Source organism: Bacillus sp. KICET-3 (genome assembly GCF_033261025.1).
GTDB lineage: Bacteria > Bacillota > Bacilli > Bacillales > Bacillaceae > Bacillus > Bacillus sonorensis.
This window is the reverse complement of the sequence record NZ_CP137345.1, coordinates 1,101,690-1,122,546: the sequence shown is the minus strand read 5'-3', so window position 1 is coordinate 1,122,546 and position 20,857 is coordinate 1,101,690. Positions and strand designations below refer to the sequence as shown.

Below are 20,857 nucleotides of genomic sequence, written 5' to 3'. Positions count from 1 at the left end.
CATGCTGGGGCAAGCCGGGAATGCCCGGCTTACCCTACAAGCGTTCCGCGTCCTTTTTGAAGTTCATACATTTGATAATATTGCCCTTTTTGCTTCATAAGCTCCTCATGTGAGCCCTTTTCAATGATCCGCCCCTTATCAAGCACAAGGATTTGATCTGCCTTTCTGATGGTCGATAGCCTGTGTGCGATGATAAAGGTCGTGCGGCCTTTTTTGACTACGTCAAGCGCCTTTTGGATCACAGCTTCAGTTTCGGTATCTATATTTGCCGTTGCTTCGTCCAACACGAGGATCGCCGGATCATAAGCAAGCGCCCTCGCAAATGAAATCAGCTGCCTTTCTCCTGAGGAGAGCGTGCTTCCTTTTTCAATGACAGGCTCATCAAATCCTTTCGGCAGGTGGGCAAGCAGTTTATCAGCCCCTACTTGCTTCAATGCGGCTTCAATCTGCTCTCTTGTGACCGCCTCATGATCAAGGTTGACATTTGAAGCAATCGTACCGGAAAACAAGTAAGGGTCCTGGAGAACGATGCCCATATGCTGTCTGACATCCTGGCGCGACATATCATAAATGCTTGTTCCATCAATTTTGACATCGCCTTTTTGTATATCGTAGAAGCGGAACAGAACATTCATAATCGAGCTTTTGCCTGATCCTGTATGGCCGACCAATGCCACGGTCTCCCCTTGTTTCGCTTCGAATGAAATGTTCTTGAGCACATATTCCCCGCTGTCACCATACCGAAATGAGACATCCTCGAAAACAACATGACCATTCACTTTAACTCCACTTGTTTCCTCAACATCAACTCCAGGTTCATCCAAAAGGCGAAATACCCGTTCAGATGATACTCTCGCAAGCTCAAGCTTGGGAAATTGGTTGACGATCCCGGTAATCGGCTGAAACAGACGAGTCAGGTAATCGACAAATGCATAGAGCACACCGATCGACATCATTCCCTCCATCTTCAGCGCCGCTCCCCCGAAATACCAGATTAAAACGGCGAACATGACATTCTGCAGAACATTGACAAGGTTATGGGACATTAACGAATTCAAATTGAGCATTTTGTTTTGATAGTGAAAATGGCTGTCGTTTAATTCTTCAAATTCACGCTTTATATCTTTTTGCCGCCGGAAGACCTGGATAATCGGCATCCCTTGAACCGCTTCATTCATTTTGGCGTTAATATCGCTGTTGATCGATCTGAGTTTATGATTGTAGCCTGAAGCAAATTTTCGGTAGACGGCCGCCCAAATGGCGATCAGCGGCAATATCAGCAAGCAGACCGCCGCCAGTCTGGCATCGAGCAGAAACAAAGCGGCAAAAATTCCGGCCATATAAATCATGTCTGTCACAAATGTCGAAAGAACAGTCACATAAAGATCGCGTATCGCTTCCGTGTCATTTGTCACCCGCGCGACCACTTTGCCGGCCGGCAAATTGTCAAAATAGCGGACAGGCAGCCTTTGGATATTGGCAAACACATCCTGGCGCATTTTCTGAATGATGCGGTTTGCGCTCATCTGCAAAAGATAAAACTGGCCGTAATGAAAAAAGATCGACAGGATGAGCAGTCCCAGATACAGCAATATGAGCGACACAAGCCCTTTCATTTCGGGTTCGTAAAATGAAAAAGCCTCAGACGCTGACAGCCGGACGGCCGGGTAGGATTCCGACTGTCCTCCGCTGGAGATCCGCAATACCCCGTCCTTCACCGTCCTTTTTCCATCAAAAGGAACAGCTTCATCTACAAAATAATACGTCATGCCGATTTGAAAAACGCGGACTTCCTTCCGCTTTTCCAGCGAAGGATCGGCCCTGTCGGCTCTGACATATTCCCTTCCGTGATACGGGACTGTATATTCGCTTTTTCCTGAAACTTCATACCACGGTTTTTGAATCCCGAGAATATGATCGTCAATCATTTTTTTGCCGATCATCGGCCCTGTCAGCTCCGCAGTGACGGCCGCCGTCAGCATAAGAAGAGCGCAGATCAGGATGTTTTTATAACAGAGCGCATATTGAAAAAGCCGTTTTCCAGTCTTCATGCCACAGTCCCCCCTTCATCCCCTGAAGGCAGCTGCTGTGCTTCATATTGTTCAAAATACCAGCCTTTACCTGCGATCAGCTCCTGATGCGTGCCACGCTCTGAAATCTTGCCGTTCTCCATTACGAGAATGAAATCGGCATGCTCGACTGCTGACATGCGGTGCGATGTAATAAATGTCGTTTTGCCTTCCCGGTGATGACGGATATTTTCGATAATCGCCGCCTCTGTTTTCGCATCTACGGCTGAGAGCGAATCGTCCAAAATCAAAATGTCCGGATCTGCAATCAAGGCTCTCGCAATCGAAATCCGCTGTTTTTGTCCGCCGGATAATGCCACCCCTTTTTCGCCGACCATCGTCTCAAGCCCGTCAGAAAGCAGTTCAATATCCTTTTCCAAATGGGCTGCCCGGATCACGTCAGCTACATCCTGCTCTGTCGCGTGTAATCCGCCGAACAATATGTTTTCTTTTACCGTTTTTGAAAACAGCACATGATCCTGGGGCACATATCCAATCCAGCTGTGCAGCAGATCAAGGGGCAGATCCCCAATCGGCACACCGGAAATGGCGAGCGTTCCATTTCCCTCGGGATACTGTCTTAAAAGCTGCTTGATCAGCGTCGTTTTGCCGCTTCCCGTCTTTCCGACGATTCCAACAGTCTGTCCTTTCAAGACTGCAAACGAAATCCCTGAAAGGTTCTCCGAGCTTGAGCTTGGATACGTAAAACTGACTTTGTCAAAGACAATATCCCCAGGTTCAGCTCTTTTGGGATGAGGCGCTTCTTTTACATCAGGCTGATGACGCAATGTCTCATTCACCCTATCGAGGGACGCGTTGCCTCTTTGCATGATATTGATCAGCTCGCCAATCGCGAACATCGGCCAGATCAGCATCCCCAAGTAAACATTAAAAGAGACGAGCTCCCCCAATGTCAGCTGGCTGCGAAAGACAAGGTAGGCGCCGTAGCCCAAACCGATTAAATAACTCATCCCGACAAGCAGCTTCACCGTCGGTTCAAACAGCGAATCGATCAGCGCCACCTTCATGTTTTTTTGATAAACATCAGCTGTCATGCTGTTAAACCGGCTGACATCGTTTTTTTCCTGCACATAGGCCCTGATCACCCTTACGCCTGATACTGATTCAAGCACCTGATCATTTAATTCGCCAAACGCATTCTGCGCTTCTGTAAAACGCTGATGAATTTTTTTCCCGTATACACCGATCGCCGCGGCCATCAATGGGAGAGGAATGATCGATGCAAGCGTCAGCTTCCAGCTGATCAAAAATCCCATTGTAAACAGAATCGTCAGCATAAACATCGTTGAGTCGACAAGCGTCAATATCCCGAAACCGGCCGTCATCGAGATCGCTTTTAAATCATTTGTCGCTCTTGCCATCAAATCTCCGGTGCGGTTCTTCTCGTAAAAAGCGGGCGTCATTTTCAACAAGTGGCCCATCAGTTTTGACCTGAGGATTTTTTCGATCAGATTCGCCCCGCCAAACAGCTGATACATCCAGTTGTATGACAGCGTATAAACAACAAGGGAGAGTCCGATCAATAAACCGATATAACCGGCCATCGCCATTGCCGAAAAAGCGCCCGTCTGCATATCGTCAATGGCGTTTCCAAGCAGTTTCGGCGGAAACATTTCCAGTATATTCACCATCAATAACAGGACGATCGCGATTGTATAGCGCCGCCATGAGGCTTTAAAAAACCAGCCGAGCTTCCATAAAACAGAAAACATGTGATATCCTCTCCTTTTTTAGCCGCCTTCGAGCTTTTCCTTGCAGTCATTGATCTCGCTTTTTCTTACATTTGGCATAAAAAATTCCTCCTTTTACTATTCGAAAATTCAGTCGGATCCGCCGAATTTTCATTTATTAGAAAAACATCCGCACCATATTGGAGACGGAATGTTTTATCTCCGAAAAAAAAGGCACACTGTACGAGCAGCATGCCTTTTCGATATAAAAAAGGCGCATGTACGAAAGATGAACGTGACATGCGCCTTTCCTCAAATATTATTTAGAAACCGTCTGTAAAGAATATGGAAGGTGTAAAGCCGCCACGTTTTGATTCAGTTGTCTGCTGATTGATGAATTGATTGCTCTGATCATGACGTTGCCCTCCATTCTTATTAATATTTTCCATCTTATAGCACGGTTTTTTATTTGTCAATTTCATTTCTTCATAAATTGGAAGAATCTTTATTCATATGTTCAAATTCCGTTAGTTTTTTTGAAAATCGGGTATAACGATAATAAATCCATTCTGAAAGGAATGATCAATGTGTTTACAGCTAACCGGATCATTGTCGCGTTTGACGGAAAAGACGACAGTAAGAAAGCGCTCAAAAAAGCGATAGACCTCACCAAAAGGATCGGCGCTGAACTGACCATCGCCCACGTCCATGAACCGAGGCAAGCCAAACCTCTGGCAAATGAACAAAGGCCGGCCGCCGGCACGGCTTATATCTACGGCGGCATCCCCAGCGTCCCCCCGGTTCCGCGCGAGTCGGATATTGCGGGAGAACCCGTCATTTACGAGGACAGCACAGAGGAAGCGATCGCAGCGGCCAAAATCATTTTAAACGAACACCAATTCGACGCCAACATTGAAATTCTTGAAGGCGACCCCGCCAATGCGGTCCTGCGGCACGCCGAACACTTCGGCGCCGACCTCGTCATCACAGGAAGCCGGGACCAAAACCGCCTGAAAAAACTGCTGTTCGGAAGCGTCAGTGATAAAATTTCCGCAAAATCGGAAATACCGGTGCTGATTGTGAAATAAATGGGGCTGGATATTTTCCGGCCTCTTTTTTTCGTTTATGAGAGGACCGCCAATAAGCGAGCCTTTCACCATTTCACGGTGTTCAATTTTTTCTCTTACATCTAGTTTCATCCCCAAACAATCTCTTCTAGCAAATAGAAACTGAAAACTCAATTTCAAACCATGATCATCTTAATGATAAAACTCAAATAAAACAGCAAAAAGACCCTAATAAACCATGAAGGTATGAGCCCCTCCAAGAAATATCCATGATTTATCTTTTCTCTATCTCATTACAACCGTACAGATAATAAAAAAGGCATTATGTTAGGCGCAACCCGCTTTACTATCTTTTTCGTTATCTCAATCGGTCTGCATGACCAGATTGGACAGTTCACTTTTCAATTCTCTCTATCCATTTCTTTCAAAGAATGAATTCTAGCAGTCCTTTTCCGCAAAACAGAGAAAATCCCACAAATCCAATTACAGGAAAATAGGCGTTCAAATCAGTAACAATCACCTAACAAGTCTCATAGTTTGATGTTGAATGTGCCTGGGGCATGTCGTTCATTTTTTTCTATTTTTATGTTGTGGTCTGATTGTTTTTAAAAAACTTTTATTTATTTCTGGAGGGATATGTCAATGCAATATTTTCATGATGAATTGCAATCATTAGGAATGGATCATTTCCATGTGGATGAGATGACGGCTTGGGATCCAAACCGTCATGAGGTAAATGCTAAACACTGTGCAAGCTGTTGGAGTTGTGGAAGTTGTGCGAGCTGTGCAAGCTGCTGGAGTTGCGCGAGCTGTGCGAGCTGCTGGAGCTGTGCGAGCTGCTGGAGCTGCGCGAGCTGTGCAAGCTGCTGGAGCTGCGCGAGCTGTTGGAGCTGTGCAGGTCATTGTTGTTGGAGCTGCGGAAGCTGCTGGCATGGAGGAGGTATGTAGCTTTAAGAAGCAGACTGCCCCTGCCTTTACTGCCGCAGGGGCCCATTAATCATAACGGACAACAAAATTACATATACTGGTATGTCTTGTTTTAAGATGATCTAAAGGAGGTACAGCATGACGAATCTGACCGCTTCCGCCCGCCTGAAGGTGAAACAGGATACATGTTTTCTTCCGGACCCGGCTGGCGGCGTGTATGTTCGAAATAATTCAGGATCGTTTCGTATGAAAGGGGCGTCCATTTATCAATGGATAGAAAAATTGCTGCCGATGTTCAATGGTGAACATACACTGGAAGAATTGACAAATGGACTGCCCGCACCCTACCGTGACAGAGTGTTTGATATTGGAGGGATGCTGTATAAAAACGGATTTGTTCGGGACGTAAGCCGGGACCGCCCGCATCAATTAGAGGAGAACGTACTCAAGAAATATGCTTCACAAATTGAATTTATAGAAAGCTTCGCAGATTCGGGCGCTTATCGCTTCCAGCTATGCCGCCAGGCAAACATATTGGCTGCCGGCTCCGGCTCTTTTCTCATTTCACTGGTCAGATCATTGGCTGAATCCGGTTTCGCCAAAATTCATGTTTTTTTTACAGAAGCACGCTCTGACCATCAGACAGCTTTAGAGGAGCTGGAGGCTTATGCGAGACAGGCTGATGGCGATATGATCGAGCTGACTGCTGTACAAGATTGGCGGGAAGCCGTCAAATCCTGTGATTGGATTTTATATGCTTCAGAAATTGACGATCCGGAGAAACTTCTTGCGCTTCAAAGCGTTTGCAGGGAAGAAAAGAAACGCTTATTTCCCGCGGTCTGTCTGAAGCAGATCGGGCTGGCAGGCCCTTTCGTGCATCAAGACGGCGACGGATGCTTTGAATCGGCATGGCGGCGGATTCACCGTTCGGCGCTTCAGGAGGAGCGGAAGGTTGACACCTTTCCTGCGGCTGGAAAAGACATGCTGGCGAATGTCATTGTGTTTGAATTGTTTAAAACGGTTTCCGGGCTTGCTTCATTAACAAAGCGAAATGAATGTTATCTTGTCGACCTCTCCACTCTTGAAGGAGTCTGGTGCCCGTTCCTCCCCCATCCGCTCGTCAGCTCCGACGGCGGCATGGCTGAATTGGTTCGCGATATTGAAGCAAAGGTGCAAAATCGCTCCAAACCGAAAGAAAAAGGACGGCTTTTTCAATTGTTCAGTCAGCTGACATCGGAAAAAGCGGGAATTTTCCGCCTATGGGAAGAAAAACACTTGAAGCAGCTCCCTCTTTCCCAATGCTTCGTTCAAGTTGCAAATCCGCTCTCAGAAGGACCGGCCGAGCTTTTGGAGAAGACGGTCTGCTCCGGTTTTACCCATGAGGAGGCCCGCAGAGAAGCCGGACTGAAGGGCATTGAAATGTATGGGGCAAAACTGGCGGATGTCTCTGTCATTGAGGATGGTTTCTTAGGCATCGGAACAGGAGAAACGATCGCTGAAAGCGTGCTGCGGGGATTGCAAAAGTCGCTTGACGCTGAATTGCAGAAGCGGGCAAAAAGCGGAGGAGAAACGGCCTCTCCTCTTTCTATCGGCATGATCAACGATAAACGAGCCGCATTTTATTTGAATGCGCTGTCTATCATGCACGGCACACCTGAGATTGGCTTGGGAAAGGATATATCAGGCTTTCCAGTTGTATGGACAGGTGTGTGCGGCCGCTGGTATGGAAGTGCGGGAATCAATATAACATTGGCGCTTAGAAACGCACTGCAACAGGCGCTCATGAACACACGGCCGCTTGAGGAGGCCGCTGTCATTTTAACGGAAAACAAGATCAGGCTCGACATCCCGGTTTGTGAAGACCACACACAACTGCTCGATACGGCATTGAAAAGCATCAGACGCAACGGGTTACAGCTGCTCGTTTATGATGTGCCGGCTGAGCCTTTTTTCGAAAAAGCACTCGCAGGCATCTATGCTGTGCGGTTAAAAAAGGAGGAGGCTTGATGGAACGCTGTATTTTGCTTGTTGGGGAAGGCATGATCGCAGATGATGTGTCAAAACAATTATCCGGCCGGTATCGAGTGCTTCGCCAGCCTGATGTTAAGGCGGGAATTCCCGGGGAAACCGGGCTTGTTCTTATCGTGCATGATGCCTGGCGCCCGTCCGTATATCACGAGGCGGAAGCCATATTAAGGCCAGCGGGAATTCCATGGCTTCGCGGCTTTGTTTCATTTGGTGAAGGTGTCATCGGCCCCCTTGTGTGTCCGGAGGACGCCGGCTGCTCCAGCTGCGCTGATATGAGGCGGTTCATCACCGGCCCCGACAGCACAGAAATGCGGATGCTCATGCAGCAAAATAGGGATTTTCACCGTGACCCCTGGGCATCTCAGGCAGGATGCCGCCATATGGTCCGCTTGATCTGTACAGAGATCAAAAACATGATGGAGAATGGCCGGAGCCGTTTAAAAAACAAGCTGTGGCTGATCAATTTCAAAACATTGGATTGCTCCTTACACTCTGTTATGCCTGAACCGCTCTGTGAGGTCTGCGGCCGATTGCCTGACGATACAGCGGAATCGGCCCTGATTTCGCTTAAACCGGCTCCAAAAACGGGGCCGGGCAGCTACCGGACGCGGCGGACAGATGATTTGCAAGATGTGCTGAGACAAGAATACCTCGATCCCAGGACGGGAATCTTCAATGGAAAATTATTTGATGCCATCCTGCCATTTGCCGATATGATCGTCAATATGCCTTTATGGATAGGAAGCGAAGGTGTCGGGGGGCGAAGCCATTCCTATGAGGAAAGTGAATTAACGGCTATTTTAGAGGGCTTGGAGCGCTATTCCGGAATCGAGCCCCGCGGCAAACGGACGGCAATCTATGATTGCTACCGCAATCTCAAAGATCAGGCGCTAGACCCAAGAACCGCCGGACTCCATGATGAAGAACAGTATAAACAGCCTGATTTTCCTTTCAAGCCATTTGATCCAAATCGTCCGCTTGATTGGGTATGGGGCTATTCTTTTATGCAAAAGCGGCCGATATTGGTTCCCGAATCTCTCGCCTATTACAGCCTGGGCCGTGAAGACAGCTTTGTTTACGAAACGTCGAATGGATGTGCATTGGGCGGGACTCTGGAAGAAGCGATTTTCCACGCCATTTTAGAAGTTGTTGAACGGGATTCCTTTTTGCTGACTTGGTTTGCCAGACTTCCTCTCCGCCAGATTGAGCTTCATTCATGCGAAGACGAGGAATTGAGATTAATGATTGAGCGGGTGCGCGCCGTGGCCGGATATGACCTGTATGTGTTTAATTCAACGATGGAGCACGGCATTCCAAGCATCTGGGCGATCGCCAAAAACAGAAAACAGCATGGCTTGAATCTTATTTGCTCTGCGGGAGCACATCCAGATCCCTCTAAAGCGGTCAAAAGCGCACTACATGAGCTTGCGGGGATGATGTTCAAGCATGACGCAAAACTCGAGGCCGAAAGAGACAAATATGAAGAGATGCTCCACAATCCTTTTCTCGTTCGGGAAATGGAGGAACACAGCCTGCTGTACGGTTTGCCGGAAGCCGAGGAGCGCCTTCGGTTTTTGTTGGAGCAAAATCAGCCGCTTACCACCTTTCAAGAAGCGTTCAAGCAAAAGACAAACAACCTGGATTTAAAAAAAGATCTTGAAGAGCTTCTCGAAACATTCCGCCGACTGAACCTTGAGGTGATCGTTGTTGACCAAACATCGCCGGTCACAAAACGAAATGGCTTGTATTGTGTGAAAGTGCTGATTCCCGGCATGCTGCCGATGACATTCGGGCACCGCCTCACCCGCTTGACCGGTCTTGAACGGGTTTTGACAGTGCCGGCAAAGCTTGGCTATAGAAAAGAGACGCTGACATTCGATGAACTGAATCAACATCCTCACCCGTTTCCTTAAAACTTGCATGTTTTGATCGTTCTGTTTTACGATAAGGCGGAAATTTTAGGCGACTCCAATGAAACAGGAGTACAAACGGCCCATCGTTTTGACCGGGGCCGTTTTCATGATCGTTTGTTTTTTTATTTCAGCGGATGCTGATGGCTTTTCACTCTTGGGAATATCCAAAATGAATCAGAAAAGCCGGGAACATTAACATTGGACGTGTAAACCCGGCAAACTTGCTGATACATAGTTGGAATCTTCTTTGCAGGATTTGAGATGAAGTTGAGCCAAACTCTGGGCGGAATGAACGCTTACATTCCGCCGATCGTGATTTTGCTTCTCATTGTCAGCTCTTCATTCGGACCCAAAGCCCGAAAACCGGTGACATCAGCCGGAAGATCAAGGTTCGGGGCGTTTGTCATCCATGTATAAGGCTCAAGGCAAAGCAAGTCTTCGTGATCTGTCTTTCCGTTATAGACGACCCAATGTTTAAAATGCCTGTCTCCCTCATAGCTGAGACGGATGCCGGCCAGGCGGTCGCGGATTTCGGCCGTGCTGTTTCCAGCTTGATCGTGTTCGGCCGCCAACATATCGTCCAGACGTTCTCCGGCCGCCGTTCTCCCTGCTTTGAAACCGTCTGTCTCGCTATATTCCCCTGTTGGAAGCATCCGGTCTGACAGATCCCAATGTTTCGAAGCCGGAAGTGAAAACACACATTCCGTTTTATCCCCCTCATGATTAAACGGATAGCGGAATGAAGTATGATAGCCAAGCCCGAGCGGCATCGGCTCTTCACCATGATTGACAACAGACGCGTCGATATGTAAATCGTGTTCTTCCAATGTATAGGTGATCGCGATCGAAAATGAGTGCGGAAAGATTCGCTGGATATCAGGATCCTTGCCGGCGTTCAGCACGGTTTGCGCAATTCCGCGCCTTCCTTCAGCCTCCGCTTTCGCCAGCGTCCACGCTTTATCATAAAGAAATCCGTGCAAATGGTTTTGCAGCGGTTTTTCATTGATGGGCAGTGAATAGGTTTTTCCTTCATAAGTAAACGTTCCATGATCGATCCGATTCGGTGGAAAAAGGACTGGAATTCCGAACAAACATGGATTGGCGTGATATTCTTCCTTTGTTTCGGGCGTTTTTAATAGATGCATTCCGGCAGGCTTCCACTTCAATGAAATCAGATTGCTTCCCCAGCTTGGCACAAGTATGGCTTCCAAATATTCATTTTCCAGCAAAACCGCTTCTTCATTTAAAAACCGGCAATTTCGGATCGTACTGGACATCCTTCATTCCTCCTATATTGAAACGATTCGGTGCAGGCATGCACACAATCAATTATGCTTGCCTGAGCTTATTATATCTAAAGAAGTGAGCGCTTTCAAAAAGAGAAATGAAAAATGTTTGAAATATTTTAATTTAGGTCATTCTTCTTTTTTTCTGTTATAATACGTTTACGCACAAAAGCATAAAAGTATTAAAGAATGATATTTTCTTAATGAGGTGTATGATTTGTCCAACGAGAAACGCTTATCGTTTTCCATATCGGCTTTTTTATTTTTTTCGATCTTATTGATCATTTTTATCTGTTTGTTTGTTTTTCATGCAGATCCGCACATGCCTTTATTGATCTGCATCGGATTTTTAGCGGTTGTCGGCGTCCTGCAGGGCTTCACATGGAAGGACCTTGAAAACGGGATTGTCTCTGGCATTCGCAGCGGCGTTCAGCCGCTCATTGTCCTGTCGCTGATCGGGATTTTAATCGGTGTTTGGGAGTACAGCGGAGCGATTCCGACGGTTACGGTATACGCTTTGAATATCATCGAACCGCAATTTTTGCTGCTGACCGCTTTAATCAGCTGTCTGATTATCAGTTCTCTTGTCGGTTCAAGCTTTACGACGGTAAGCACGATCGGTGTCGCTTTAATCGGCGTTGCCTCCGCCGCCGGAATCCCCCTGACATGGGTTGCCGGAGCCGTTATTTGCGGAGCTTGCTTCGGGGATAAAATGTCCCCCTTATCCGACACGACTAATTTCGCCGCAGGCGTCGGTGAGCTGCCGATTTTCAAGCATATCAGACATATGACGGGAACCACGATACCCGCTCTGTTGATCACCGTTCTGCTGTTCTTTTTTATGGGACGGTCCTTGACCATCACATCGGGATCAATAGATAACATTCGATCGATTGTAAATGGAATTGAAAATACTGTGGATATCAGCTTCTGGACCCTTTTGTCGCCTTTATTGGTGATCGTGCTGGCTGTAAGACGGATGCCCGTTATTCCGTCTCTCGCTGCGGGGATCGTGTCGGCGGGTATCATCGCCGCATTGATCCAGCCAGATGCCGGCATTTCCTCATTCTTATCGGCGATGCAAAAAGGACCGGTGTTTTCAGCAGGAAGCGAAACAGTTGAAAATATTCTGAATCGCGGCGGGCTCCAGTCGATGATGGGCTCCATCTCCTTAATCATCATCGCGTTTGCGCTCGGCGGGCTGATGGAAAAAACCGGGTTGATTACAAGCCTGCTTGAAGGCGTGATAAAGGGGATTCGATCAAAAGGACGCCTTGTGTTTTCAACGGTTTCATCAAGCATCGCCATGAATCTGCTGACAGGCGAGCAATATTTATCGATTTTAATTCCCGGACAATCCTTTAAAAATCTTTATGATAAGCTCGGAATTGACCGGAAACATTTGTCAAGATCGCTCGAGGACGGAGGAACGTTGGTAAATCCGATGATTCCGTGGGGCGTCAGCGGCGCGTTCATGTCAAGCGCGCTCGGCGTGCCTGTCACTGACTATTTGCCATTTGTGTTTTTTCTTTATCTATCACCGATCTTTTCGATTTTGTTCGGATTTCGAAAACAATGAAAAAAGCGCCGTTTCCAGCTGCGGAAGCGGCGTTTTCTTTTTACAGCACTTTTGCTGTCTCTGACAAAATGTTGTCTTGCAGGGCTTTTTGCACTTCTTTTGTGAGCGGTCCCGGCGCCCCCGTTCCGATATTCTGGCCGTCAATAACGGTGACCGGAATGACCTCTGCTGTCGTCGATGAAATAAACACTTCATCCGCATTCATCAGTTCATCTTTTGTTATCGCTTTTTCTTCATGCTGCCAGCCGTTTTTTCGGAACAGCTCCAACAAGGTTCTCCGTGTGATACCGTTTAAAATGAGATTTGACGCAGGGTGTGTATAGATGACATTTTGTTTGACGGCATAAACGTTCGAAGACGTCCCTTCCGTCACAAATCCGTCGCGGATCAAAATCGCTTCAAATGAGGAAGCCTCGTGCGCTTTTTGTTTGATCATGACATTGTACAGCAGATTGAGACTCTTAATATCGCATCTCAGCCAGCGAAGATCGTCTTCCGTTATGACGGAAACACCGTTTTCCTGTTCGTTCACAGGTTTTTTGATCGGAAACGTATAAGCCGTCACCTGAGGGGTGAGCCCTGGTTTATACTGATGCTTTCTCGGAGCCGTTCCTCTTGTCGCCTGCAGATAAAGCCCCCCGTCGTCCACTTGGTTGGCCTTAATCAGCCCCTTCAGCTCCCCTTTCAGCTCAGCTTCTGAAAACGGCAGGACAATGCCGATTTCCGCCGCGCTTTTAAAAAAACGGGCGATGTGCTCATCAAGCGTATAAAGGCTTCCGTTGTAAATTCGGATCACTTCGTAGACTCCGTCCCCAAACTGGTAGCCTCTGTCTTCAATATCAACTGCACACTCGCTCCGTTCCATCAGTCGGCCGTTAAAAAGAACCTTCATTTCTCCATCCCCTTGTTCTTTAGTTGGTTTTCTCGATTTTCTCCCTTCCATTCTAACATGCCGGTTTCATTCTAAATAGTGTAAGATTTCGAAAAACTTTTCCTTTTCATCAAAGCGGTTTTTGGCCGCTGGACGACAGCATCCTCCATCATTCAGCATTTTTCCTTAACATTTGCTAGAAATTTTGCGGCACCGGTATTCAACTTCTTTCCAATCCTGTATACTTAAACACTGTGGTCCATTATTTTATCAGATTAGCAGTCTATTCATAATGGATTAAGAAATGATATGGAGAGAGTCACATGCGCCAAGATTCAAGAAAAACAGCGCCTTCAGTGCCTTATTTGCTGACGAAAACAGCATGTTTTGCCATTCTGTTCCTCATTCTTCTGTACGTCTGGGATTTATCGCAATCTCCCGGCGCATCCGGCAAAAAAGATCTGGCCATGTCGGAAAACAGTGAAATGAGGCATGAAGGGGACAGCATTCCGCTCAAAAAAGAAACACACGGCAAGCTTCTCGACCACCTGAGTACGAAGCAGGAAATCGCGAAACGCAAAGTGGAAAAAGAACAGAAAAAAGAAGCGGCGGAAAAAAAGCAGGAAAAAACGGTTTATTTGACTTTTGATGACGGGCCTTCAGCGGCAACCCAAAAGCTGCTTGAGATCTTGGACGAACAAGATGTGAAAGCGTCATTCTTCATGCTTGAGCCAAACATGAAGCTTCACAGCAAAGCCGTTCTCAATATGAAGCAGCAGGGCCATGCACTCGGGCTTCACGGGGTGACCCATGACCAGAAGCAGTTTTATAAAGGCGCCAATTCTCCTAATCTGGAAATGAAGCAGGCACAAAACACGCTGAAGTCCATTACAGGAGTGAAAACCCGTCTGATCAGAACGCCGTACGGAAGCAAACCGTCGCTGACTGAGGCTCAAAAGAAGAGATTGAAGAAAAGCGGGTTTATTTACTGGGATTGGAATATCGACAGTCTTGACTGGAAATACAGGAACCAAAGATATGTCCCGGAAGTGATGAACCAGCTGAACATCATCAAAAACCGGCACACAAAACAGCCGATTGTCATTTTAATGCATGATATTCCTTCAACTGTTCAGTCATTGCCGCTATTGATCACCAATTTGAAAAACATGGGGTATTCATTTGCAACCCTTGATGAATCAATGACGCCAGTTCACGAATAGCCAATGTCAAGATCCCCTTTTTTAAGGGGATTTTTTTTTATTTTGAAGCTGGTCAGTTTTTCTGACACATTCGTTGCACTCAAAAAAACTTAGACTATATTAGGTAGATAGATTGATATAAAATGAGGTGTTCAGATGGAGATTGAAGAATTGACATCGCTTGATAGCCATATCGATACCCTGTCAGATCTGCTCGTCCAAGTCACAGACGAAGGAGCTTCAGTCGGCTTTCTGCCTCCGCTGAAGCGGGCGGATGCATTAGAATACTGGCAGACCGTATTGCAGCCCGGCGTGATTTTGCTGATCGCCAAACAAAATGGCAAAATTGCAGGAACCGTTCAATTGCATTTATGCATGAAACAAAACGGATGCCACAGAGCCGAGATCTGCAAATTAATGACGGCCCCCTCCTTCAGGCGGCAAGGCGTCGCCCGCTTATTAATGAAAAATATCCTCGAAAGAGCAAAACAGGAAGGCAGATCTTTGGCGGTTCTTGATACAAGGGAGGGAGACCCGTCCAATCTTCTGTATGCTTCACTCGGATTTGCCAAAGCTGGGCGGATCCCTGAATATGCAGAGTCGGCGGACGGCAGTCTGGAAGCAACCGTTTTTTATTATAAAGATTTACGATAAAACCGTGGAAGAGGTCATCATAAACCTGAAATGAAAATGAAAAAGACGTACCATCATTCATCAGCTGATAATGGAGGCGTTCGCGGAATATCGCTGTCTTGACGTCCCGTCGGGCGGACCGACAGAAACGGCTGCAACGGTAAAAACAGCGCTTTGAAACGGCGAGGAACAGGCTCTCTGATACGTTTTCGCTCGGTTCAGCCAGATGCAGCCTGAAGGACGACCGCTGAAAAAAATCGAATGCGTTGTCAGGGCATCTCTCGGGATATGGCGTCATAAAAGTGAAAGATGCCATCAATCCGAACGGATGTGTAGTCAAGACAGCGCAGTTCGAAAAAACAAATGAAGAGGCGCTCCCTCCGGGAAGCGCCTTTTTTAACCGCTTATTTCTTTGGTAAACTCTGCGATCTTGCGGTGAATGACAACATCAAACAAGTGATCGTACGGGGTTTTTTCAAGATTGATCATGGCTTTCTTTAAACCCGGGATCAGATGCGCTTCCTCTGGGACAAAGCGGACAGGAGCCACTTCAAGCGAGGTGCCGATTACCAAAAGCAGGTCAGAGTCGGCGAGAATGTCAAAAAGGGTGTCAAAATGCTGCACGGGGTCGCCGAACAGCACGACATCCGTCTTCAATATAAAACCGCAAGCCTCCCCCTTCTGATTGATGCGGCTGCATCTCGGAACCTCTTCCCGCAATAAGTGTTCCAGTCCGTAGCCCGCCCCGCATTTAGGGCATCTTGCCGTTTGAATGGAGCCATGGAGCTCATAGACATGGCGGCTTCCCGCCTTTACATGAAGCCCGTCAATGTTCTGTGTGAACACCCTCACGTCTTTTCCCCGCTTCTCAAGCTCTGCTAAATACAAATGTCCTGCGTTCGGCTGAAACGAACCGGTCATCTTCATTTGAAAAAGCGCTTTGAACTTAGGCCAAAAGAGCTTTGGATACCGTTCAAAGTAATCGCGGCTCATCGCTTCCATCCTTGACATATCCTCCGTCCATAACCCGCCGGCTGAACGAAAATCGGGAATTCCGGATTCGGTGCTCATTCCGGCTCCCGTTAACACGGTGATCCGCCGCGCGTTGTCAATCAAATCCAAAAACGTTTCTGCTTCTTTATCCATGCTGGCGTCCCTCCCTTCCCTTTTAAACGATCATCAAGCTTGGTTTTCGAGAGCGGCTTTCATATCGTGCAATTCAAACAGGCTGTGTCCGGGAGAAACAAACTCGACTTGCTCTTCCTTCATGATGTCGATAATCCGGTAGTTAATATCCTGCCTGATATCTAAATTTTCGGCCCATACGGTCGTATTTGTATAGAAGTTAAAAAAGATGCTTAAATACGTATCCTGCAATACATCGAGGTTGACCATGATCACATCCGGATGTACGCCCTCATGTGTTTGCAGCATTTCCCTGAACCGTTGGACACACCTTTCGACCTTTTCCCGCGGTGTTGACGGATCGATATGCAGCGAGAACGTGATTTGACGCTTCCTCATTTTTGTCCAGTTCATGATCGCTTCATTGGCGAGCACAGAGTTTGGCACTGTGACAAGAGCCTCCCCTGCCGTGCGGACCTTTGTGCTTCTAAATGTTATATCTTCGACCGTCCCGATCACGATTTTTGTTTCGATAAAGTCACCTATCGTAAAAGGCTTCTCCATGATGATGACAATTCCCCCGAAAAAGTTTCCTACGGTATCTTTTGCCGCAAGAGCAAAAGCGAATCCGCCAAGACCAAGGCCGGCGACAAAACCGTTCACATCGTAATGAAACTCTCCGGCAATCATGCTGATTCCGAGGGCCACGATGACAAAGCGGAGAATCTTTGACAAAAACGGCGCAAGAATGTCATCCATGTCAAGCTCCAGCCGCTTGTTGATTTTATGGAAAAGCACCGAAGACGAAGCCGTTACATTATAAAGCCCGATCACAACGAGTATGACAAGGGATACCCTGTACAGCTTATGGACGATCGCCATATGCGCATCAAAAAACGGCGAATAGATGATGGCCAAATAAATGCCGAGAATGGCAAAAAACCATCTCGCCGGCTTTTCAAATGCAACCGCCACTTGATTAAAAAAATCGGTTTTCGGTTTATGCGTTAATTTTAAAATCAGGTTAAACAAATACTTCGTAAAGATTTTTCTCAATAAGAAAAATAAAAGCAGGATGCCGATGCTGATTCCGATTTGACCGGCAAACTCCATTGTCAAGTACTGTGTAAACATCGCTTTCTCTCCTTATATCGCTGTCAAGCATTTATTATACTAAAAGCTTCGAAAAATTTCTCATTTTATTGCGCGGCAAAATGTGACAGGACGGTTATGGACGGAAGAGGAAGAGGATTTTCCTGCTTTTGCGTCAGGATTCCTATTCTCCGCATAAAAGGCCGCCGATATTTTCGGCAGCCTTTGTCGATCGTATGTTATTGTTCCAAGAGACATTTGATTCGGGCTATACTGCTATTTTTTCTTCGCAGACTGTGTTTGATCCAGGAGAGTCGCTTTAAACATTTCAGCATCGGTTTCGATCTTAATCCGTTCTTCCACTTTAATTCTCCCTTTACCCATCATCTCGCCTCCTTTGTTCCATTATAAAATATCCGAATATTCCGCAAATGAATCTTTTGGACTATTTTTGACGAAATTTGTCGCAACCCTTTTGTAGTTTTCTAAACGATACGCATGGCAGCAGCCCGTTATGCCCAGAATGTTTTACAATTCGAAGACAGCTGATTTACTTGCATCAGCACTTCGGGTATCCTTGTTATGGAAAGATTTTTTTGCAGAGGAGCTGACATGTTTGCACATCATCGCACATCGCGGAGCCTCAGCTTACGCCCCGGAGAACACGTTTGCCGCTTTTGAAAAAGCACGAGAGCTGGGGGCCGGCTTTATTGAGCTGGATGTACAATTGACAAAGGATGGAAAGCTTGCGGTTATTCATGATGACAAAGTGGACCGGACGACAAACGGAACGGGCTTTGTTCGGCATTTTACAATGAAAGAGCTTGAAACGCTTGATGCAGGAAGCTGGTTCAGCCCTTCCTTTCAGGGCGAAAAAATTCCCGATCTTGAAGCGGTTCTTCACAAGTATCACAATAAAATAGGGCTGCTCATCGAAATCAAGTCTTCCAAAACACAGCCTGGAATTGAAAAAGCGATCGGCCGGCTGATTGACCGGCTCGGCCCTTCGGCGAACACGATCGTGCAATCCTTTGACGCCGGAGCCATCATGACGCTTCATAACCTTTATCCTTCGATACCAGGCGCCGTTTTGATCAGACCGCGGTTCGGAATGCTGCCGTACGGCCGCCTCCGGCATATTTCTTCATTTGCACGCTATGTCAGCCTGAAACATACGATGCTCAGTTCATTTTTGATCAAATCCGCTCACAGCCATGATATGAAGGTTTTTGCATGGACGGTTAACGGACGCAAAACCGGACGCCGCCTGCAAAGCTGGAACATAGACGGAATCATTACCGATTATCCGGATTACTTTAAGAAAGAAGGAAAAGCATGAAATCATATCTAGCCGTATTCATAGGGGGAGCGCTCGGTTCACTTTGCCGCTATGCGATCAACATGAGTGCGGGAAGCGCTTGGTTCCCTTGGCCGACCTTTATAGAAAATGCATCAGGAAGCCTGCTCCTCGGTCTGCTGACGGGCTTTTTTTCATCCAGGGCAAAAAAACCGCTGATCCAATTATGTTTAGGAACAGGCTTTTGCGGAGGTTATACGACAATGTCCGCGTTTTCAAAAGAAACGGCTCTGATCCTCCAGTCCGCAGCACCCCATAACGGCGTTTTATATTTGGTGGCATCGCTTGCCTCCGGAATCTGCCTTGCTTTTATTGGAATTGTGTTAGGGAATCGGATCGGCGGACAGGCAGGCCAAAAAAAGGAGCGCTATACCTCATGATGACTGCGGGTTTTATGATTGCGGGGGGCATCGGTTCAGTCCTGAGATTTTGGCTCGGCAATATCATCGGCTCCAAATTCAAAAATGCCTGCATTCCGGCAAGCATTTTAATCATTAACATTCTCGGCTCTTTAATGCTCGGCATATTCGTCAGCCTCGACATCCAGCAGCAGATGCTGTCCACCGTCATCGGAACCGGTTTTTTCGGGGGATTTACAACCTTCTCAACCTTTAGTGTTGAAGCCGTTCAGCTCCTGGTAGAAAAACGGCTGAAGGCGGGCGCGGCCTACATCATATTGACAATGGCGTGCTGCGTCGGCGGTTTTTGGGCGGGGAGCCTTGTTTAATCGTTATACATACGATCAACTGTTTTGATGAAGCAATTGTTCTGATCTGGTTATGAGCAGGCAAAATCGCGCCTGCTTCCGGTTGTTGTTTTTTCCTGGCGCTAGCCGGGCGGATTTATAATGGTCGCCCTGTTAAAACATATAAAAGAAAACCGGGTGCAAATCGACAGACACAAGCAGGCATTGAAGTGAAAAAAAGGAGCCTCCAAAATAAAGAATCCATTTTGATGCCCATATAGTCAAAATGGATTCTTTTTATCAATTATCGCTTTTCAATCATTGCCGTTTGAAATGCTCCCCAATGCGAGGAAATCAGCTGCAAAGCATCGGCTTTCTCTTGATAAGTCCCGATCTGTCCCCCATCCACTGTTAATTGATAAGATGATGTGCCGCTTTTCGCGAGGCCGAGGCACTTGGCAATCCCATTGACATGCCCTCTTGCGGTCTGTTCGATCCAGGCGGCGCTTTTCATCTTTGCAGAATCATCAGGATGATCGATAAATCCGTTTTCCGTTAAAATCGCATGCATAACGGTTTCTCTGAGCACATGAAAGTTCGCTTTTTTCATCCCCCTGTCCCGTAAACCGTTCAGTTTGATCACTTCCTCGTGAATGATCCGCTGGTAAAGAGCGGTGACTGATTCATCGGACAAGCCGCTGTAGATATAATCTTCATATCCGTAAGCCGTACCGTCAAAGGCGTTTGTATGAATGGAAACAAACAAGTCTGCACCCCATGAATTAGCGTCATCCGTCCGCTCCTGAAGCGTAACCGTTTTGTCTGTTGTCCTGCTGAGCCGCGTCTCGGCGTTTCTATATTCTGTCAACAAAATATCATTGATCTTCAGCGCGATAGCCAATGTGACATTCTTTTCCGCCAAACCGTTCCCCGTCGCTCCCGAATCACTTCCGCCGTGTCCTGGATCCAAATATATCTTCATGTTCGAATTCCTCCTTATTGGATGATTTTAAGATGTTTTTTGAACCTGAATAAAAGCCGACTGATGACAATCCGAGGCAGATTCCGATCGTCATGTCTTCCTTCCAGTTTCCCGTGGTTAAAAGCAGCGATACGCAAATTCCGAAAACAATTGCAAAAACGGGGAGAAATCGTTTCTGAATGCCGAGAAACCTTACCGTTTGAACCAATCCTGTAATCAACGGAACGTAAGCAACATCAGAAAATTCCATGTTCTTTCCCCTCCTTTCCTGCCGCGTCAAAGCAGATCGGCCGTCTTGTTACCATCCATTTCCTCAGCCCCCTTACTGTTTTAAAAGGTTATCTTCATCT

Annotated in this window: 19 protein-coding genes; 10 read left to right on the top strand and 9 right to left on the bottom strand. The window is 47.0% G+C overall.

Features of this window, described 5'->3' with window-relative positions; genetic code table 11:
* Positions 1-29 precede the first annotated feature (29 nt).
* Together R5H20_RS05550 and R5H20_RS05545 are read right to left on the bottom strand one after the other, a co-directional pair.
* Entirely contained in the window at positions 30-2,051 is a 2,022-nt protein-coding gene (locus tag R5H20_RS05550; protein ID WP_006636655.1) for a multidrug resistance ABC transporter ATP-binding protein/permease BmrD, read from the bottom strand.
* The gene (locus tag R5H20_RS05545) at positions 2,048-3,802 is read right to left on the bottom strand and encodes a multidrug ABC transporter ATP-binding protein BmrC (protein ID WP_006636654.1); all 1,755 of its coding nucleotides are present in this window, start codon (positions 3,800-3,802) and stop codon (positions 2,048-2,050) included. Before R5H20_RS05545 ends, R5H20_RS05550 begins: the two co-directional genes overlap by 4 nt.
* Before the next feature lie 545 nt (positions 3,803-4,347).
* Here R5H20_RS05545 and R5H20_RS05540 point away from each other — a divergent pair.
* The 4 genes from R5H20_RS05540 to R5H20_RS05525 all read left to right on the top strand — a co-directional run bounded on the left by R5H20_RS05540 (position 4,348) and on the right by R5H20_RS05525 (position 9,695).
* Positions 4,348-4,848, top strand: coding sequence for a universal stress protein (locus tag R5H20_RS05540; RefSeq protein ID WP_006636653.1), 501 nt, complete (start codon positions 4,348-4,350; stop codon positions 4,846-4,848).
* Between the two features lie 615 nt (positions 4,849-5,463).
* Positions 5,464-5,775 carry a heterocycloanthracin/sonorensin family bacteriocin gene (locus tag R5H20_RS23535; RefSeq protein ID WP_088272961.1) on the top strand — a complete coding sequence of 104 codons (312 nt, stop codon included), beginning with the start codon at positions 5,464-5,466 and terminating at the stop codon, positions 5,773-5,775.
* Positions 5,776-5,892: 117 nt separating this feature from the next.
* Complete coding sequence (locus R5H20_RS05530) at positions 5,893-7,761, top strand: putative thiazole-containing bacteriocin maturation protein (protein ID WP_006636651.1); 1,869 nt, start codon at positions 5,893-5,895, stop codon at positions 7,759-7,761.
* Complete coding sequence (locus R5H20_RS05525; protein WP_006636650.1) at positions 7,761-9,695, top strand: TOMM precursor leader peptide-binding protein; 1,935 nt, start codon at positions 7,761-7,763, stop codon at positions 9,693-9,695. The genes R5H20_RS05530 and R5H20_RS05525 overlap by 1 nt, the downstream gene beginning before the upstream one ends.
* Before the next feature lie 296 nt (positions 9,696-9,991).
* Here R5H20_RS05525 and R5H20_RS05520 read toward each other — a convergent pair whose 3' ends face one another.
* A complete protein-coding gene (locus tag R5H20_RS05520; RefSeq protein ID WP_006636649.1) occupies positions 9,992-10,972 on the bottom strand; it encodes an aldose 1-epimerase in 981 nt (326 codons plus the stop codon).
* A gap of 226 nt (positions 10,973-11,198) precedes the next feature.
* On the opposite strand from R5H20_RS05520, the gene nhaC reads away from it, so the two are divergent.
* The gene (nhaC, locus tag R5H20_RS05515; protein WP_006636648.1) at positions 11,199-12,560 is read left to right on the top strand and encodes a Na+/H+ antiporter NhaC; all 1,362 of its coding nucleotides are present in this window, start codon (positions 11,199-11,201) and stop codon (positions 12,558-12,560) included.
* Positions 12,561-12,600: 40 nt separating this feature from the next.
* Here the strand turns inward: nhaC and dat are convergent, their stop codons facing one another.
* Positions 12,601-13,452, bottom strand: a complete 852-nt coding sequence (gene dat / locus R5H20_RS05510) for a D-amino-acid transaminase (RefSeq protein WP_006636647.1) — start codon at positions 13,450-13,452, stop codon at positions 12,601-12,603.
* Between the two features lie 302 nt (positions 13,453-13,754).
* Here dat and R5H20_RS05505 point away from each other — a divergent pair, with 302 nt between their 5' ends.
* Together R5H20_RS05505 and R5H20_RS05500 are read left to right on the top strand one after the other, a co-directional pair.
* Positions 13,755-14,654, top strand: a complete 900-nt coding sequence (locus tag R5H20_RS05505; protein WP_006636646.1) for a polysaccharide deacetylase family protein — start codon at positions 13,755-13,757, stop codon at positions 14,652-14,654.
* A gap of 135 nt (positions 14,655-14,789) precedes the next feature.
* Entirely contained in the window at positions 14,790-15,287 is a 498-nt protein-coding gene (locus tag R5H20_RS05500; protein WP_006636645.1) for a GNAT family N-acetyltransferase, read from the top strand.
* A 375-nt stretch (positions 15,288-15,662) separates the two neighbouring features.
* Here the strand turns inward: R5H20_RS05500 and R5H20_RS05495 are convergent, their stop codons facing one another.
* The 3 genes from R5H20_RS05495 to R5H20_RS05485 form a co-directional block, all read right to left on the bottom strand.
* Complete coding sequence (locus tag R5H20_RS05495) at positions 15,663-16,412, bottom strand: NAD-dependent protein deacylase (protein ID WP_006636644.1); 750 nt, start codon at positions 16,410-16,412, stop codon at positions 15,663-15,665.
* A gap of 33 nt (positions 16,413-16,445) precedes the next feature.
* Positions 16,446-17,525 (bottom strand): mechanosensitive ion channel family protein, encoded by a 1,080-nt coding sequence (locus R5H20_RS05490; protein ID WP_006636643.1) that lies wholly within the window; start codon positions 17,523-17,525, stop codon positions 16,446-16,448.
* A gap of 234 nt (positions 17,526-17,759) precedes the next feature.
* Positions 17,760-17,867 (bottom strand): YhdX family protein, encoded by a 108-nt coding sequence (locus tag R5H20_RS05485; protein ID WP_006636642.1) that lies wholly within the window; start codon positions 17,865-17,867, stop codon positions 17,760-17,762.
* 232 nt (positions 17,868-18,099) lie between these two features.
* On the opposite strand from R5H20_RS05485, the gene R5H20_RS05480 reads away from it, so the two are divergent.
* The 3 genes from R5H20_RS05480 to crcB are packed head-to-tail and all read left to right on the top strand — an operon-like array spanning position 18,100 to position 19,567.
* Complete coding sequence (locus R5H20_RS05480) at positions 18,100-18,822, top strand: glycerophosphodiester phosphodiesterase (protein ID WP_029419056.1); 723 nt, start codon at positions 18,100-18,102, stop codon at positions 18,820-18,822.
* Positions 18,819-19,220 carry a fluoride efflux transporter FluC gene (locus R5H20_RS05475; protein ID WP_006636640.1) on the top strand — a complete coding sequence of 134 codons (402 nt, stop codon included), beginning with the start codon at positions 18,819-18,821 and terminating at the stop codon, positions 19,218-19,220. Before R5H20_RS05480 ends, R5H20_RS05475 begins: the two co-directional genes overlap by 4 nt.
* The gene (gene crcB / locus R5H20_RS05470; protein WP_006636639.1) at positions 19,217-19,567 is read left to right on the top strand and encodes a fluoride efflux transporter CrcB; all 351 of its coding nucleotides are present in this window, start codon (positions 19,217-19,219) and stop codon (positions 19,565-19,567) included. The genes R5H20_RS05475 and crcB overlap by 4 nt, the downstream gene beginning before the upstream one ends.
* A gap of 262 nt (positions 19,568-19,829) precedes the next feature.
* Here the strand turns inward: crcB and R5H20_RS05465 are convergent, their stop codons facing one another.
* The gene (locus tag R5H20_RS05465) at positions 19,830-20,507 is read right to left on the bottom strand and encodes an N-acetylmuramoyl-L-alanine amidase family protein (protein WP_006636638.1); all 678 of its coding nucleotides are present in this window, start codon (positions 20,505-20,507) and stop codon (positions 19,830-19,832) included.
* Positions 20,470-20,757, bottom strand: a complete 288-nt coding sequence (locus R5H20_RS05460) for a hypothetical protein (protein WP_006636637.1) — start codon at positions 20,755-20,757, stop codon at positions 20,470-20,472. Before R5H20_RS05460 ends, R5H20_RS05465 begins: the two co-directional genes overlap by 38 nt.
* Between the last annotated feature and the right edge of the window lie 100 nt (positions 20,758-20,857).

Bases quoted from the DNA above. Each gene is read 5' to 3' on its own strand.
- R5H20_RS05525 (WP_006636650.1), top strand. From the start codon at position 7,761: ATGGAACGCTGTATTTTGCTTGTTGGGGAAGGCATGATCGCAGATGAT.
- crcB (WP_006636639.1), top strand. From the start codon at position 19,217: ATGATGACTGCGGGTTTTATGATTGCGGGGGGCATCGGTTCAGTCCTG.
- R5H20_RS05550 (WP_006636655.1), bottom strand. From the start codon at position 2,051: ATGAAGACTGGAAAACGGCTTTTTCAATATGCGCTCTGTTATAAAAAC.
- R5H20_RS05500 (WP_006636645.1), top strand. From the start codon at position 14,790: ATGGAGATTGAAGAATTGACATCGCTTGATAGCCATATCGATACCCTG.
- R5H20_RS05495 (WP_006636644.1), bottom strand. From the start codon at position 16,412: ATGGATAAAGAAGCAGAAACGTTTTTGGATTTGATTGACAACGCGCGG.
- R5H20_RS05490 (WP_006636643.1), bottom strand. From the start codon at position 17,525: ATGTTTACACAGTACTTGACAATGGAGTTTGCCGGTCAAATCGGAATC.
- R5H20_RS05505 (WP_006636646.1), top strand. From the start codon at position 13,755: ATGCGCCAAGATTCAAGAAAAACAGCGCCTTCAGTGCCTTATTTGCTG.
- dat (WP_006636647.1), bottom strand. From the start codon at position 13,452: ATGAAGGTTCTTTTTAACGGCCGACTGATGGAACGGAGCGAGTGTGCA.
- R5H20_RS05530 (WP_006636651.1), top strand. From the start codon at position 5,893: ATGACGAATCTGACCGCTTCCGCCCGCCTGAAGGTGAAACAGGATACA.
- R5H20_RS05545 (WP_006636654.1), bottom strand. From the start codon at position 3,802: ATGTTTTCTGTTTTATGGAAGCTCGGCTGGTTTTTTAAAGCCTCATGG.
- R5H20_RS05475 (WP_006636640.1), top strand. From the start codon at position 18,819: ATGAAATCATATCTAGCCGTATTCATAGGGGGAGCGCTCGGTTCACTT.
- R5H20_RS05485 (WP_006636642.1), bottom strand. From the start codon at position 17,867: ATGGGTAAAGGGAGAATTAAAGTGGAAGAACGGATTAAGATCGAAACC.
- R5H20_RS05465 (WP_006636638.1), bottom strand. From the start codon at position 20,507: ATGAAGATATATTTGGATCCAGGACACGGCGGAAGTGATTCGGGAGCG.
- R5H20_RS05460 (WP_006636637.1), bottom strand. From the start codon at position 20,757: ATGGAATTTTCTGATGTTGCTTACGTTCCGTTGATTACAGGATTGGTT.
- R5H20_RS05520 (WP_006636649.1), bottom strand. From the start codon at position 10,972: ATGTCCAGTACGATCCGAAATTGCCGGTTTTTAAATGAAGAAGCGGTT.
- R5H20_RS23535 (WP_088272961.1), top strand. From the start codon at position 5,464: ATGTCAATGCAATATTTTCATGATGAATTGCAATCATTAGGAATGGAT.